We start from the raw sequence: 14,907 nt of genomic DNA on the forward strand, positions 1-14,907 counted from the left end.
TATTAGCCAGCTTTGACCGCGAGCACAGGTTTCGGGCATTCCATCAGCACTTGTTGCGCGACGCTGCCCAGCAGCAGTTTGCCGACAGGGTTGCGGTGCCGCAGGCCGATCACCAGGAGCTCGGCATCGGGGTGCTCCATCGCCTGCAGCAGTGCGTCGGCGGCGTACACCCCGACCGGCTGAGAGAGCTCGTAGCGCACCCCGCTCTGGCGCAGGTGCTCTTCGATGGTGCGCACCTGGCCGGGCTGGGCGAACGCGGCGTCGATGTAGGAGTCCCCCGGCGTCGAGTTGACCACCAGCAGATCGGTGTTGCGCAGGGTGGCCTCGGCGATGCCGGCGTCCACTGCCGCCCGGCCGTGCTGGTCATTGGTGTATCCCACAACGATCATGACGTCTGCGCCTTCTCTCTCTGATCCTTGTCGTCCTCGACCACCAGCAGCGTTTCCTCATTGCGGTGCAGCAGCCGCAGCACCAGCGGGATGATCAGCAGCACGGCCATGCACACGTATGTGGCGATCGCGACCGGTTCGGTGAACAAGCTCGACCAGTCGCCGCCGCCCAGCTGCAGGCTCTGGCGCAGTTGACGTTCGATACGCGGACCGAGGATGACGCCGATGATCAGCGGCAGCACCGGAAGTCCGAACCGGCGCATCATCAGGCCGAGCACACCGAACAGCAGCAGCAGCGCCAGATCCAGCGGCTGGATGTTCACCGCGAACGCCCCGAGTGTGGCGAAGAACAGGATGCCGGCGTACAGGTACGGCCGCGGCGTGCGCAGCAGCTTGGCCCATAGCGGCGCCAACGGCAGATTGAGCACCAGCAGCAGGAAGTTGCCGATGAACAAGCTGGCGATGAGCGTCCAGATCAGCAGCGGCTCCTTGCTGAACAGTGTTGGCCCGGGCTGAATCCCGTAGGAGACGAATGCGGTGAGCATGACCGCGGCGGTGGCGTTGGTCGGCAGGCCCAGCGACAGCATCGGCACCAGGGTTCCCGCGGCCGAGGCGTTGTTGGCCGCCTCGGGTCCGGCCACCCCTTCGATGGCGCCCCGCCCGAACTCCTCGGGGTGCTTGGACAGCTTCTTCTCAGTGATGTAGCTCAGGAACGTGGGCAACTCGGCGCCACCGGCGGGCAGCGCACCGAACGGGAACCCGAACGCGGTGCCGCGCAGCCACGGCTTCCAGGACCGGCGCCAGTCATCACGGCCCATCCACGGCCGCCCGACCGGGATCACGTCGGCAGGCCTTCGCCGTAGGTGCGCGGCCACCCAGAGTGCCTCTCCCACAGCGAAAATCGCGACCGCGATCACCACGATGTCGATACCGTCGGAAAGTTGCGGGATACCGAACGTGGCCCGCGGCTGCCCGGTCAGAAAGTCGATGCCGACGATGCCGATCGCCAGGCCCAGCACCAGCGAGATGGCGCCGCGCAACTTGGATGAGCCCAGCACCGCGGTCACCGCCACCAGTGCGAAGAGCATGATCGCCAGATACGACGGCGCGCCGAGGGTGACGGCGAACCGGGAGATCGCGGGCGCGAACGCGGCCAGCAGCACCGTGCCGATGGAGCCGGCGACGAACGAGCCGATTGCCGCGGTGGCCAATGCCTGCGCGGCCCGGCCCGCCTTCGCCATCTTGTTGCCCTCGATGGCGGTGATCACCGAGGACGACTCCCCCGGTGTGTTCAGCAGGATCGACGTGGTGGATCCGCCGTACATACCGCCGTAGAAGATGCCGGCGAACATGATGAATGCCGCACTGGGGCTGACGTTGTAGGTGATGGGCAGCAGCAGCGCCACTGTCATGGCGGGCCCGATGCCGGGCAGCACCCCGACCGCGGTGCCCAGCAGCACCCCGATCACGGCGTAGAGCAGGTTCATCGGGGTCGCCGCCTCGGCGAAGCCCTGTAGCAGCCAGTTGAGATTGTCCATCTACAGAATCCCGTCCAAGATGCCTGCGGGCAGCGGGATTCCGAGCCCGGAGTAGAACGCATAGAAGCTGGCCAGTGCGAGGACGACACCGATGACGATGTTGCGCACGTAGTGCTTGGCACCCAGAATCGTTGCCGCACCCGCGAAGAACAGCGCACTAGTGATCACCCAACCCACCGGGTTGACCAACAGGATCATCGCGACGAACAGCGCGATGAGCAGTCCGACGGTGCGCCAGTCCCCCGGTGCTTCGGGATCGATGTCCTCGCCCGCGTCGGCCTCGCCCTTGCTGCCGCGCGGGATGGCGACGGCCAGGATCACCGCGAGCAGCAGTGCCGCAACACCGATGACCAACGGGAAAAACTTGGGCCCAACGGGATCCACCTTGGCGAAACCCTCTTCCAGGGTCAGTCCGCTGTAGACCAGGAATCCGCCGACGAGCGCGAGGACGGCGACCACGATGTACTGCGCATGATCGACTCCATGGGCCGGCTCTGCCTGTTTTTCATCAATGCTCACAGCAGCCCCAATTCGGTCAGCGTGGACGCGACCCGGTTGTCCTGGTCTTTGAGAAATTGTTCGAACTGCGCACCGGTCACGAAGGCGTCTGTCCACCCGTTCTTGACCAACGCCTCTTTCCACTCCGTCGTGCCGTGCATCTCTTCGAGCGCCTTGACCATGTCGTTCTTGGCGCTGTCCGAAATGCCCGGCGGCGCAAGGACACCACGCCAGTTGGCGAAGGTCAGGTCGATGCCGGCCTCCTTGAGCGTCGGCGCGTCGATGCCCTCGACGCGTTGCTCGCTGGACACCGCCAGCACGCGGAGCTGGCCCGCCTCGATCTGGTCGATGAGCTCGCCCGGGCTGGAGGTTCCCACGGTGATCTTCTTGCCGAGCAGCGCGGTCAACAGGTCTCCACCGCCGTCGTAGGTGATGAAGTTGACCTGTTTCGGGTCGACGCCGACCTTCTTGGCGACTTCCATCGGGAACAGGTGATCGGGCCCGCCCGGTGAGGATCCCCCGCCGATCGTCATCGTGGCCGGATCGGCCTTCCAGGCAGTGACAAAGTCCTGCACCGTCTTGAACGGCGAATCGGCGGGCACGAAGATCGCGCCCGGGTCCTCGATCAACTTGGCGATCGCCGTCGCATCGGAGGCTTTGACCTTGGACCCGTTGGTGTAGGTGGCGCCGACGACGCCCAGGCCCATCGTCATCATCAGGTCGTTGTTGCCCCGCTCGTTCATCAGCCGCGCCATTGCCACGGTGCCGCCGGCGCCGAGGACGTTGAACACCTCGACGCGGCCGGTGATGTCGCGGTCCTCCATGATCTTGACGGCCGTTCGCGCCGTCAGGTCATAGCCGCCGCCGGGGCTGTTCGGCACCATCATCCGCAGCCGGTGCAAGCCGGAGGGATCGTCGCCCCGCGTCACGCCGCACCCAGCGAGCAGGAACGTCACGGCCAGCACGGTGGCGAGCACCGCGAACCGCTTCGTGCGTCGTCGCACCATTCGTCGACCCCGTTTCCTGGTGGGAAGAGTTCGTCCACATGTGATGTTCAGCAATACTGGTCGAGGACGTGACGGCAGTCACTCTTTCGGACGCAGAGGAAGTTGTGGTCGTTGTGGTCATCGCTGGTACGTAGCGGCCGTAGCCTCGCGGGCCAGTTCCTCGCCTTCCAATTGCTCGTGGTGGCGGTCGTGCTGGTCGCCGTCGGTGCGGTGTCGATCGCCCAGTCGACCAAGGAGTTCCGCGACGTACGTGGCCAGCGCATGATCGCCGTCGCCGAGAACGTGGCGTCCACACCGCTGGTGCGGGACCGGTACGGCGACCCCTTCGCGGCCCAGATTCTGGCGCCGGATGTCGACCGGGCGGTGGCGCTGTCCGGGGCCGGGCTCGCCGAGATCATCGGCCCCTCCGGGCGGGTGCGGGTGTCCACCGATCCGTCGCGGGTGGGCCGCACCGTGGACTTCGGCCCCAGTCGGGTCGTCGAGGGCCGGGCCTGGTTCGGGGACCTCGACATCGACGGCCGCCACACGTTGGCCGGCCACGTCCCCATCCTGTCCACCGACGGGGCGGTGCTGTCGGTGGTGTCGGTCAGCGAGCCCTATCCCTCGGTCTGGCAGCTGCTCAGCGGCGCGGGTGAGCGGCTGCTGGCGTACCTCGGTCTGGGGGCGGCCCTGGGCCTGGTCGCCTCGTGGCTGTTGTCCCGCCGGATCAAACGGCACACCCGAGGTCTGGAGGTCGCCGAGATAGCCGGGCTGGCCGAACATCGAGAAGCGTTGCTGCACAGCATTCGTGAGGGTGTGATCGGGGTGAACACCGACGGGGTGATCACCGTGGTCAACGACAGCGCCCAGGAGCTGCTGGGGATCGGCCCTGACGCCGTCAACCGCCGGGTCTGCGACGCCGGGATCGACCCGGCCGTGGCCGACTTCCTGATGTCCGGTGAGGACGGCCACGACGTCGTCATCGCCACACCGAATCGGGTGCTGGCGCTCAACCGGCGGGCGGCGACCAGCCAGGGTCAGCGCATCGGTACGGTCACCACCATGCGCGACAGCACCGAGCTGGCGTCGATGCAGGGCCAGCTGTCCTCACACAAAAGCGTGACCGACACATTGCGCGCGCAGACCCACGAATTCGCCAACCAACTGCACACCATCTCCGGGCTGGTCCAGCTTGGCGAGTACGAGTCGGTGCGGGATCTGGTCGGCACCTTGACCCGTCGCCGGGCCGAGATTGATGCTGCTGTGACACAGCATATTTCGGATCCCGCCGTCGCTGCGCTGCTGATCGCGAAGACCACGCTGGCCGCCGAGAGTGGCGTGTCGCTGCAGCTGGCCGACGATTCACACCTGGCGGCGCTGAGCCCGGCACTGGCGACCGATGTCATCACCGTGCTGGGGAACCTCATCGACAACGCCGTCGACGTATCCGAAGGCACTGCCGCCTCGCGCGTCGAGGTGCGAATCGACGACGCCGACGGTCTGACCATCGAGGTCGCCGACTCCGGACCCGGTGTGCCGCAAGCACAACGCAGCCAGATCTTCTCCCGGGGCGTGACGTCGAAGCCCGATGTCCCCGGCGGTCGCGGCATCGGCCTTGCGCTGGTCCGGCTGATCACCGCCCAGCACGGCGGAACCGCCGAGGTGCACGACGCCGACGGTGGCGGCGCCCTGTTCGTCGCCCGGCTGCCGCGGACCGAGTCGGTGAGTCATGCGTGAGGTGCTGGTCGTCGACGACGATTTCATGGTCGCCGACATCCACCGGCGCTTCGTCGACCGCATCGAGGGATTCCATACCGTCGAGGTGGCCCATACCGGCGCCGCCGCACTCGACGCCGCCCGAACCGTGCGCCCGGATCTGATCCTGCTCGACGTCTACCTCCCCGACATGACCGGCCTGCAGATGCTGCAGACGTTGCGCGCCGAAGGTGACCCGGTGGGCGTCATCATGATCACTGCCGCACGCGAATTGGACACCGTCAGCGGCGCTCTCGACGGCGGTGCCGCCGACTATCTGATCAAGCCGTTCGAGTTCGACCAGCTGAGAACCAAATTGGCGGCATTCGCCGCCCGCGCCGATGCGTTGGGCGCAGACCGTGGCATCGACCAGAGTTTCGTCGACACTCTGTTCGGACATTCCCCCGCACCCGGCGACTCAGCACCGATGCCCAAAGGGCTGGGCGCCGAGACCGCGCGACTGGTCCTCGACGCGGTCCGCGGGGCCGGCGAGCTGTCGGCAGCCGAATGCGCTGACCTGGTGGGCATCTCCAGAGTCAGCGCGCGCCGCTACCTCGAACACTTCCTGACCACCGGTGCGGTCGGACTGCGATTGCAGTACGGGGCTGGGCGGCCTGAGCGTCGCTATCACGCGGTGTAATTCTTCAGCGCGCGCCAGGGCCGGGCTGCTGGCATGATCTGTCGCTTATGGCATCCCACCACCTCCCGGCGACCGCGCAGTCGGTGCAGTGGGGCTTCTTCGACCCACGGCAGGCTCCGGCACTGACCGTCGAATCCGGCGACCTGGTGACGATCGAGACACTGACCCATCACGCCGGAGACGCCCCCGATCTGCTGATGGACGAGCGCATTTCGCGGGTGTTCGCCGAGGTCGACGACCGCGGGCCGGGACCGCACGTCCTCACCGGGCCGATCGCGGTCAGCGGCGCCCGACCCGGTGATGTGCTGCAGGTCGACATCCTGGAGGCCACCCCGCGCCTGCCGTACGGATCCAACCTGGCCGGCCACTGGGGCTACCTCTACGACGAGATCCCCGTCGAGCGGGTCACCATCTATGAACTCGATGTCAACGCGCTGCAGGGACGGGCGCTGTTCGGCTACGACTGGACCGCGACCCCGCTGGCCAACGAGCCGGGCACGATCGTCGCGCCCGACCCCGCGAGCCGCGAGCCTGCGCTGCCGGGAGTCGTGGTTCCGCTGCGACCGCACTTCGGCACCATGGGTGTGGCACCGGCGGATCCGGTGCGAGTCTCCTCGGTGCCGCCGGGCGACCACGGCGGCAACGTCGACAACTGGCGCATCGGCGCAGGCGGCCGGATGTACTACCCCGTCCAGGTGCCCGGCGCGCTGCTCTCGGTCGGCGACCCGCATGTCTCGCAGGGCGACGGCGAAGTCAGCGGTACCGCGCTGGAGTCATCGCTGAACGGGTTGCTGCGCTTGACCATTCGCCGTGATCTGCCGTTCACCGTGCCGGTTCTGGAAACCGCCACCGAGCTGCTGGTGCACGGCTTCGGAGACAGCCTGGACGCGGCGATGAAATGCGCGACGCTGCGCACTCTGCAGCTGCTGCGTTGTCACTTCGGGTTGTCGCGGGCCGACGCGTACTCGTTCATGTCGGTGGCGGTGGACTTCACCGTGACTCAGGTGGTCGACCAGCGTCAGGGCGTGCACGGCCGAATCGACAAGCGATGCTTCCCGCGGTGGCAGAATCCCGCTGCATGACCGGTATTCGGGCGTTCACGTTCACCCCGGCCGACGGTGTCCCGCCCGCGGTGGCGCCGTTCGCCCACGCGACGGCCGCAGGCCAGACCCTCTACGTCACCGGCCAGATGCCGACCGACACCAGCGGCACGGTGGTCGGCGCGGATGTCGCGTCGCAGACCGATCAGGTGCTGACCAATCTGCTGCGCGTCACCGAGCTGTGTGGCGGCGGCCTGGCCGACGTGGTCTCGGTGCGGGCGTTTCTGCTCGACTGGGACGACTACGCCGATTTCAACGCCGCCTACGCACCGTGGTTCCCCGACCGGCTGCCGAGCCGAACCTGCGTCGGCACGACCGGTCTGGCCGTGGGTGCCCGCGTCGAGATCGACTGGGTGTGCTGGCGCGACGACGGCTGGAGCTGAGTTCTAAGCCTGATCCCGCCCAGCGAGAATTGCCGTCCGGGACCGCCGCCGAGCATTAAAGTGCCTGGACATGGCGACGCGGTCAGCACTGGAGACCCTGAACCTCGACGACCTCACCGACCCCGTGCTGACCGAAACCCAGCGCCAAATCCTCGACTACACCGAGTCGCAGCACATCACCTTCGATATCGACGAGATGCTCGCCGAAGCGGTGCAGCAGGCCGGCAGTGATGATCTGGCCGACGACGACGGTTTCGCCGACCGGTTGGCCGCCCACGTGGCGGCCATCGAGTCCGATACCGGGCTACGCCAGCTGATCCGAAGCAGTCTGCGCGCCAGAGTGATTCGCAAGGTTCGCAACCGGCTGTCGCTGACCGACCTGCTCAAGCGCTACCCGGAGATCGAATCCATCCCGATCGAGCGGCCACTGATCGTGGTCGGCATGCCCCGCTCGGGCACCACCCACCTGGTCAACCTGATCGCCCAAGACCGGCGCCGCCGGGCCCTGCCGTACTGGGAGGCCGAGGACCCGATTCCGACGCTCGGGCAGGGACCCGACGTGTTCGGTGTCGATCCCCGCTACACCCGCGTCAAGGCCGAGCACGAGGCGCTGATGGCCAGCACGCCGTACGTCGCGGCGATGCACGACAGGTTCCCCGAGGCCATCGAGGAGGAGGTGGAACTGCTCGACCTCGACATGGCCGGCTACGTCCTCGAGTGGCACGCTCGCGTGCCGGGCTGGCGTGACTTCTACCTCGGCCTGGACCACGTCCGTCACTACGGTTACCTGAAGAAGATCCTGCAGGCGCTGACGTTCCTGCGCGGCCCGCGCACCTGGGTGCTGAAGTCGCCGCAACATGCCGAGCAACTCGGTCCGCTGATGACCACTTTTCCCGATGCCACCGTCGCCTTCACCCATCGCGACCCCGTCGCGGTGATCCAGTCGGCGATCACGATGATGGCGTACTCGGATCGGTTGCGCCGCACCAGCATCGACCCGGACTGGCTGGTCGACTACTGGACTGACCGGATCCACCGCCTGCTGACCGCCTGCGTGCGGGACCGGGATCTGGTGGCTGCCGACCGCAGCGTCGACATCAGCTTCCATCACCTCAACGGCAACGAGATGCCGGTACTCACCTCGTTCTACGAGCAAGCCGGGATCGACATCCCGCCCAAGGTGGCCACCCGATTCCAGACCTACATCGACGACAACCGTCGCGGCGCCAAGGGGCGCATCCCCTACGACCTCCGACGACACTTCGGTGTCGAGCCCGACGATATGCGGTCACGGTTCGCGTTCTACTTCGACCGCTTCGACGTCCGCCCCGAGATCTGAAGGAACGCAGTGGAACCCCTCTACCGCAGCCGGCCCGGCGCCGACGCCATGGCTCCTGCCGCCGCCGAACGCGCCGAGGAAGTCGCCCCCGGGATCTGGTGCTCGCCCGGACTGACCAACGCCTACCTGCTCACCACCTCCGAGGGCCGGGTGGTCGTCAACACCGGGATGGGATTCGAAGCCCCGGTGCACCGCGCGGTCTTCGACGCCGTCGACTCGTCACCGGTGCGCTACATCCTGATCACCCAGGGCCACTACGACCACGTCGGCGGCCTGGACACCCTGCGTGACCCGGATACCACGGTTGTGGCACAGGCGAATTGGGATCAATGGCGCAACGACAATGAGCGGCTGCTGCCCTACCGGGCCAATCGCAGCGCGTTCGCGTTCTCCGACCGACTGGCCGGCGGTATCGCCAAGATCCAGCAGCGCTTCGGCACAAAGCTGCCGCCGCAGAGCGCCGGGTGCGCCGACCTCGTGGTCGACGACCGGTTGTCGCTGACCGTCGGAGACCGCCGCCTCGAACTGATCGCCACTCCCGGTGGGGAAACCACCGACTCGATGGTGATCTGGCTACCCGATGAGCGGGTCTGCCTGTGCAGCAACACCTTCGGACCCATCTTCGGCCACATCCCCAATCTGGTCACCATCCGCGGCGACCGCTACCGGGATGCGCTGACCGTGATCGACACCATCGAACGGGTTCGGTCACTGCGCCCCGAGGTGCTGCTCACCGGACACTTCGACCCCATCCGCGGGGCCGACCTGATCGACGCCGAGCTGACCCGGCTGCGCGATGCCGTGCAGTATCTGCACGACCAGACGGTGGCCGGGATGAACGCCGGTAAGGACGTCCGGACGCTGATGCGCGAGATCACGCTGCCCGACCACCTGGCGGTCGGCCAGGGCTACGGCAAGGTGGCCTGGGATGTGCGGGCGATCTGGGAGAACTACTCCGGGTGGTTCCATCACCGGTCGACCACCGAGCTGTACCCGATCGGAGCCGAGGCCGTCAGCGCGGACCTGGTGGAACTCGCCGGCGCCGAGGCCCTGACCGCCCGGGCCCGGCGCCACCTCGCCGATGGCCGCCCACTGGAGGCCATCCACCTCGCCGAAGTCGTCACCACCACCGCGCCCGATGACGCCGCGGCGCGGGCGGTCCTCAAGGACGCCCATGAGCGGCTGCTGGCCGACAGCGTGAACTTCTGGGAAAGCGCGTGGCTGACCAAGCAGATCGAAAGGTACACATGACCGCCCAGCTGAGCTTCGACTTCACCGGGACTCGGGCACTGGTCACCGGGGCGACCAGCGGCATCGGTCACGCTGTGGCCGTACTCCTGCGCGACGCCGGCGCGACAGTCACCGTGACGGGCACCAGGCCCGGTGCCGGCGACTACGACACCGACCTGTCCGGGATGACCTATCGGCAACTTGTGCTCACCGACAATGCCTCCATTGACAACCTGGCCGAGAGCATCTCGTCGCTCGATGTGCTGGTGAACAACGCCGGCGCCAACTTCCCGGACGGCCTGGACGAATCCACCCCCGACGGGTTCGCCGCCTCCGTCGCCCTCAACCTCACCGGGCCGTACCGGCTCACCGTCGGGCTGCGCCGCGCGCTCACGGCGTCGACCGCGGCGGGAGGCGCGAGCGTGGTCAACCTCGCCTCGATGTCGGCGTTGCGTGCGGTCACGATGGTCCCCGGTTATGGTGCGGCCAAGTCGGGGATCGTCAACATCACCCGCAACCTGGCGGTCAAGTGGGCCAAGTACGGCATCCGCGTCAACGCGATCGCGCCGGGCACCATCGAGACCGCGATGACCGAGCCGATGCATGCCGTCCCGGAGATCATGGCGACCGAGATCGCCCACATCCCGGCCGGGCGGATGGGCCGGGTCGACGAGGTCGCACCGGCCATCGCGTTCCTGTGCACGGCGCAGAGCAGCTACATCAACGGCGCGGTGCTGGTCGTCGACGGCGCCTCGGACTGCGTGTAGCCGCACCCCTGCCGTACCGTATGCGGGTGCCCCGTCAGGTCCTGTTCATTTACAACGATCCGATCGCGCCCGAAGCGCTGCTCGGCGAGACGTTCACCGAACTCGGTTTCGACGTCGACACATTCGAGGTCGTCCCGGCGGAGCGAGCCGGCGACCCCACCGTAGACGTGACCTTCCCCGACCCCACCGGCTACGACGTGATCGTTCCGTTGGGCTCACGCTGGGCGGTGTATGACGAACGGCTGCCGTGGGTGGCCGGTGAGATCGACGTCGTGCGACGGGCTGTCGACTCCGGTGTCGGGGTGCTCGGAGTGTGCTTCGGCGGTCAGCTGGTGGCGACCGCGCTGGGCGGTTCGGTCCAGCGCTCCCCCGATCCCGAGATCGGCTGGCATCAGGTGCACAGCAGCGACCCCGAACTGGTGCCCGACGCCGGGCCGTGGTTCCAGTGGCATTTCGACCGCTTCACCGCCCCGCCAGGATCCACCGTGGTCGCCCAGAATGGCCGCGCCACACAGGCTTTCGTACACGGACCGGCTCTCGGTCTGCAGTTCCACCCCGAACTCGACCACAAGCTGCTGGAGTTGTGGATCGACGATGACCGCACCCGCGGCGGCGGGGATCTGACCCGGCTCGGGCTGCGCGCCGAGGACCTGCGCGCCGACACCACCACCCATGTCGACGATGCCGCGCGACGGCTCAGGCAGCTGGTGCGCGGATTCCTCGCGAAGGTCGCTCGCTAGCATCCCACCAGCAGCAACGTGCCACTTGCCGCTTGCTGAGGGGCAACCGTTCACCCAACCGCAACCTGGAGTGACTAGCGTGCCGGACCATGTCCGCAGACGCGCAGCAGCTGGCCCAGTTGCAGGGTGATGTCGACGTGCTGCTGGCCCAGCTGGCCGATGCCGAGCTGCGATGGCAACCGTGGACCGACCCGGTTGCCGACGAGAACCGGTGCAGTGCAACAAACCTGGTCCACTACTGGGCGATGCGGCAGGTCGAACTCCGCGATATCCAGCAGCAGCTGACCGCCGTGGGGCTCTCCTCGCTCGGCCGCAGCGAAGCACACGTCCAGGCGACGCTGCGCCTGGTGTCGGCCGCGCTCGCCGCGATGCGCGGACAGGGCTGGACACCGAACGACCAGGTCTGCGTGGAGGTCGCCGAGGGCAGCCGCCTGCTCGAGCGCAACGCCACCGAGCTGCTGGGGCCCGCGGCCGAGGACCGCGCGGCCCGGATCATGGTCACCCTGCCCTCGGAGGCGGCCACCGACCCCACCCTGTCCCGCACACTGATCGACTCCGGTATGCGGATCGCCCGGATCAACTGCGCCCATGACGACGCCGCCGCATGGAAAGCCATGGCGGCCAACGTCCGCGCCGCCGCCGAGGCGGCCGGCCGGACCTGCCTGGTGGCGATGGACCTGGGCGGGCCCAAACTGCGCACCGGCCCGCTGCAGCCGGGACCCCGGGTTTTGCGCCTTCGGCCGACCCGCAACGACCAGGGTCAAGTGGTCGCCGCCGGGCGCGGCTGGCTGACCTCGGCGCGACGGCCGGCCCGCCCGCCGGAGCCGGATCTGGCCACCCTGCCGGTCAAAGCGGACTGGCTGGCCAACCGCGCCGAGGGTGACGAGCTGGTGCTGCGCGACACGCGCGGATCGAAGCGACGGCTGCTGCTGGCCGCCGCGGCGCCTGGCGGCTTCATCGTCACCACGGAGAAGACCACCTATGTGGGCACCGGGACGGTACTCAAGGCCGGAAGGAAAGACTCCACCAAGGTCGGTGAGTTACCCGCCGTCGAGCAGAGCCTGCGGCTGGCCGCGGGCGACGTCGTGCGGGTGACCCGCGACTGCACACCGGCACCGGTCGACGAGGGGCGCCCGCCGCAGATCGGGTGCACGCTGCCCGAGGTGTTCGACACCGCCGAGGTGGGTGAACGCGTGTTCTTCGACGACGGGAAACTCGGCGGCGTGGTGGTCGCGGTGACCGCCGACGCCCTCGACGTGCGCATCGAGCGCCCCGCACACGGCACGGCAAAGTTGCGCGCCGGCAAGGGAATCAACGTTCCCGACACCGACCTTCCGATCTCGGCACTGACCGACAAGGACATCGCGGACCTGGCGACGGTGGTCGAGCTGGCCGACTTCGTCGAGCTGTCGTTCGTCCGCGAACCCGCCGACGTCATTCGCCTCTTCGACGAACTGGACCGTCTGGGTGACCGTGACCTCGGAGTGGTGCTCAAGATCGAAACCCGGCTGGCGTTCGAGCATCTGCCGCGGCTGCTGCTCACCGCGATGCGCCGACGCCGGGTCGGGGTGATGATCGCCCGCGGCGATCTGGCCGTCGAGGTGGGCTACGAACGGGTGGCGGAGCTGCAGGAGGAGACGCTGTGTCTCTGCGAAGCCGCGCACCTGCCGGTGATCTGGGCGACCCAGGTGCTCGAGCAGCTCGCCACCACCGGCCTTCCGTCCCGGGCCGAAATCACCGATGCGGCAATGGCGGAACGCGCCGAGTGCGTGATGCTCAACAAGGGTCCCTACATCACCGACGCGGTCGTCACCCTCGACGATGTGCTGGGGCGGATGGCCGGCCACGAGCACAAGAAGAGTTCATTGCTGCGCAGTCTGCACTCGTGGCGGGCCACCGACTGAGCTACCCGGGGTCGTGTCCGAGTTCGTGGGCCAGCGCGCCCTCGACCTCCGGCTGCCGGAACCGATGGCCCAGCTCCGCCAGCTTCGCCGGCAGCACCCGCTGATTCGCCTCGGCCAGTTCCTGGGCGCCCTGCTTACCCAGCAGCAGCCGTGGGCCGAGCGACGGCACCGGCAAGACCGCCGGGCGATGCAGCGTCGCCGCGAGTGCCTTCGTATATGCCTTGTTGCGCACCGGATTCGGTGCGACCGCGTTGACCGGACCCACCATCGCCTCGTCGTAGACGGCGCGATAGTAGATGTCCAGCAGATCGTCCAGGCCGATCCACGACAGCCACTGCTCGCCGCTGCCCAACCGGCCGCCGAGGCCGGCGGCGAACAGCGGGCGCATCAACCGCAGCGTGCCGCCCCGGGCAGCCTGCACGATGCCGGTGCGCACGCAGACCGTCCGAACCCCCGCGGTCGCGGCGGGCTCAGTGGCGGCCTCCCAGTCGGCGACCACGTCGGCCAGGAAACCGTCACCGCGCGCACTGTCCTCGGACAGCTCGGCGTCGCCGCGGTCATACCCGTAGATCCCGATCGCCGAAGCACTGACGAAGGCGCTCACCCTCGCGCCGGCGGCCAACTCGGCCAGCCTGCGGGTCGGCTCGATGCGGGAGTCGCGGATCGCGCGGCGATGCTTCTCGGTGAAACGCCCGGCGATCGACTCGCCTGCCAAATGGATGACGGCGTCCACCCCGGCGAGCAGATCTGGCGCGGGATCACTTGGCTCCCAACGCCTTTCGTCGGGCCGGACCGGGTCACGGCGGACCAGCCGGATCACCCGGTGCCCGCCGGTGGACAACAGGGCGGTGAGCGCGGTGCCGACCAGACCGGTGGACCCGGTGACGGCGACGGACAACTGGCCGGCACCGGCCTGCCGGGCATCCCGGTGGGCGGCGAGGTCATCTGCCAGCTGCCGGTGCCGGTAGACGAACGTCGAGCGCAGCGCGGCGCCGGGCACCGTGGTGTCCACCTCGTCGCGCATCTCGGTACGGCCCGCACCGGCGTCGGCGAACGTGTGCGTGTGCCGCCACCATCCGATGATCCGCGGCGGCAGCGTCATCAGCCCGTCCGAGGACAGCACGTCGACGAACTGATGTGGCGGGTCGTAGCCGGAGGGGTCGTGCCGGGCCACCCAGCGCAGACCGCCGGGCAGACCCAGGACCGCCCGGCCGTCGGCCAGCGATTCGGTTTCGGCGATGACCTGCATCGGCTGCCAGGGCGGAACGAGGCGCCGCATCGCGCCGGGCCGGGTGTGCCAGGCGAAGACCTCGTCAACAGGATGGTCGACGATGCTCGAGTAGTGGATGCCCATGGCTCCCTTTTACCCGTGTGGACACCCGATTGACCGGGCGCCCCGCAGGGGTCACGAAAAGGTCAGCGTGAGCCGGAGTCGCCGGACTTCTGCTCGTCGGGCTCGTCCGCGACCGGTTCGGTCTCGCCCTCGGATGCGGCTTCATCGGCGGCTTCGTCGGCTTCGTCGGGCTCGTCGGGGGCGTCCTCGACCGTTTCCGGCTCCGTCGCCGCCGGCGTCTCGTCGTCGGGGTAGTCGGCGTCGAACGTCGAATAGGTCGTGTCGACCGTCTCGTCGGTTTCCGA

14 protein-coding genes are annotated in these 14,907 nt (G+C 68.2%); 9 read left to right on the forward strand and 5 right to left on the reverse strand.

Annotation, left to right across the window (positions count from 1 at the left end; genetic code table 11):
* Positions 1–2: 2 nt before the first annotated feature.
* From AB4879_RS26915 to AB4879_RS26930, 4 genes are read right to left on the reverse strand one after another with little or no spacing between them, the layout of a single operon-like run.
* Entirely contained in the window at positions 3–389 is a 387-nt protein-coding gene (locus AB4879_RS26915) for a universal stress protein (protein ID WP_370510021.1), read from the reverse strand.
* Positions 386–1,927, reverse strand: a complete 1,542-nt coding sequence (locus AB4879_RS26920) for a tripartite tricarboxylate transporter permease (protein WP_370510022.1) — start codon at positions 1,925–1,927, stop codon at positions 386–388. The genes AB4879_RS26915 and AB4879_RS26920 overlap by 4 nt, the downstream gene beginning before the upstream one ends.
* On the reverse strand, positions 1,928–2,446 hold the full coding sequence (locus AB4879_RS26925) for a tripartite tricarboxylate transporter TctB family protein (protein WP_370510023.1): 519 nt from the start codon (positions 2,444–2,446) through the stop codon (positions 1,928–1,930).
* Positions 2,443–3,432 (reverse strand): Bug family tripartite tricarboxylate transporter substrate binding protein, encoded by a 990-nt coding sequence (locus tag AB4879_RS26930; RefSeq protein WP_370510024.1) that lies wholly within the window; start codon positions 3,430–3,432, stop codon positions 2,443–2,445. The genes AB4879_RS26925 and AB4879_RS26930 overlap by 4 nt, the downstream gene beginning before the upstream one ends.
* Positions 3,433–3,534: 102 nt before the next feature.
* On the opposite strand from AB4879_RS26930, the gene AB4879_RS26935 reads away from it, so the two are divergent.
* The 9 genes from AB4879_RS26935 to AB4879_RS26975 all read left to right on the forward strand — a co-directional run bounded on the left by AB4879_RS26935 (position 3,535) and on the right by AB4879_RS26975 (position 13,269).
* Positions 3,535–5,148, forward strand: coding sequence for an ATP-binding protein (locus tag AB4879_RS26935; protein ID WP_370510025.1), 1,614 nt, complete (start codon positions 3,535–3,537; stop codon positions 5,146–5,148).
* On the forward strand, positions 5,141–5,806 hold the full coding sequence (locus tag AB4879_RS26940; RefSeq protein WP_370510026.1) for a response regulator: 666 nt from the start codon (positions 5,141–5,143) through the stop codon (positions 5,804–5,806). The genes AB4879_RS26935 and AB4879_RS26940 overlap by 8 nt, the downstream gene beginning before the upstream one ends.
* Positions 5,807–5,853: 47 nt before the next feature.
* Positions 5,854–6,888, forward strand: a complete 1,035-nt coding sequence (locus AB4879_RS26945) for an acetamidase/formamidase family protein (protein ID WP_370510027.1) — start codon at positions 5,854–5,856, stop codon at positions 6,886–6,888.
* The gene (locus AB4879_RS26950) at positions 6,885–7,289 is read left to right on the forward strand and encodes a RidA family protein (protein WP_370510028.1); all 405 of its coding nucleotides are present in this window, start codon (positions 6,885–6,887) and stop codon (positions 7,287–7,289) included. Before AB4879_RS26945 ends, AB4879_RS26950 begins: the two co-directional genes overlap by 4 nt.
* A 70-nt stretch (positions 7,290–7,359) precedes the next feature.
* On the forward strand, positions 7,360–8,628 hold the full coding sequence (locus tag AB4879_RS26955) for a sulfotransferase (protein ID WP_370510029.1): 1,269 nt from the start codon (positions 7,360–7,362) through the stop codon (positions 8,626–8,628).
* 48 nt (positions 8,629–8,676) lie between these two features.
* Positions 8,677–9,879 (forward strand): alkyl sulfatase dimerization domain-containing protein, encoded by a 1,203-nt coding sequence (locus AB4879_RS26960; protein WP_370510234.1) that lies wholly within the window; start codon positions 8,677–8,679, stop codon positions 9,877–9,879.
* Positions 9,876–10,625: an SDR family NAD(P)-dependent oxidoreductase gene (locus AB4879_RS26965; protein WP_370510030.1), complete on the forward strand. Its 750-nt coding sequence runs from the start codon at positions 9,876–9,878 to the stop codon at positions 10,623–10,625. The genes AB4879_RS26960 and AB4879_RS26965 overlap by 4 nt, the downstream gene beginning before the upstream one ends.
* 26 nt (positions 10,626–10,651) lie before the next feature.
* On the forward strand, positions 10,652–11,365 hold the full coding sequence (locus AB4879_RS26970; RefSeq protein WP_370510031.1) for a type 1 glutamine amidotransferase: 714 nt from the start codon (positions 10,652–10,654) through the stop codon (positions 11,363–11,365).
* 89 nt (positions 11,366–11,454) lie between these two features.
* On the forward strand, positions 11,455–13,269 hold the full coding sequence (locus AB4879_RS26975) for a pyruvate kinase (protein ID WP_370510032.1): 1,815 nt from the start codon (positions 11,455–11,457) through the stop codon (positions 13,267–13,269).
* 1 nt (position 13,270) lies between these two features.
* Here AB4879_RS26975 and AB4879_RS26980 read toward each other — a convergent pair whose 3' ends face one another.
* Positions 13,271–14,623: a TIGR01777 family oxidoreductase gene (locus AB4879_RS26980; protein ID WP_370510033.1), complete on the reverse strand. Its 1,353-nt coding sequence runs from the start codon at positions 14,621–14,623 to the stop codon at positions 13,271–13,273.
* Between the last annotated feature and the right edge of the window lie 284 nt (positions 14,624–14,907).

Source organism: Mycobacterium sp. SA01, from assembly GCF_041287105.1.
In the GTDB taxonomy this organism is placed as follows: domain Bacteria; phylum Actinomycetota; class Actinomycetes; order Mycobacteriales; family Mycobacteriaceae; genus Mycobacterium.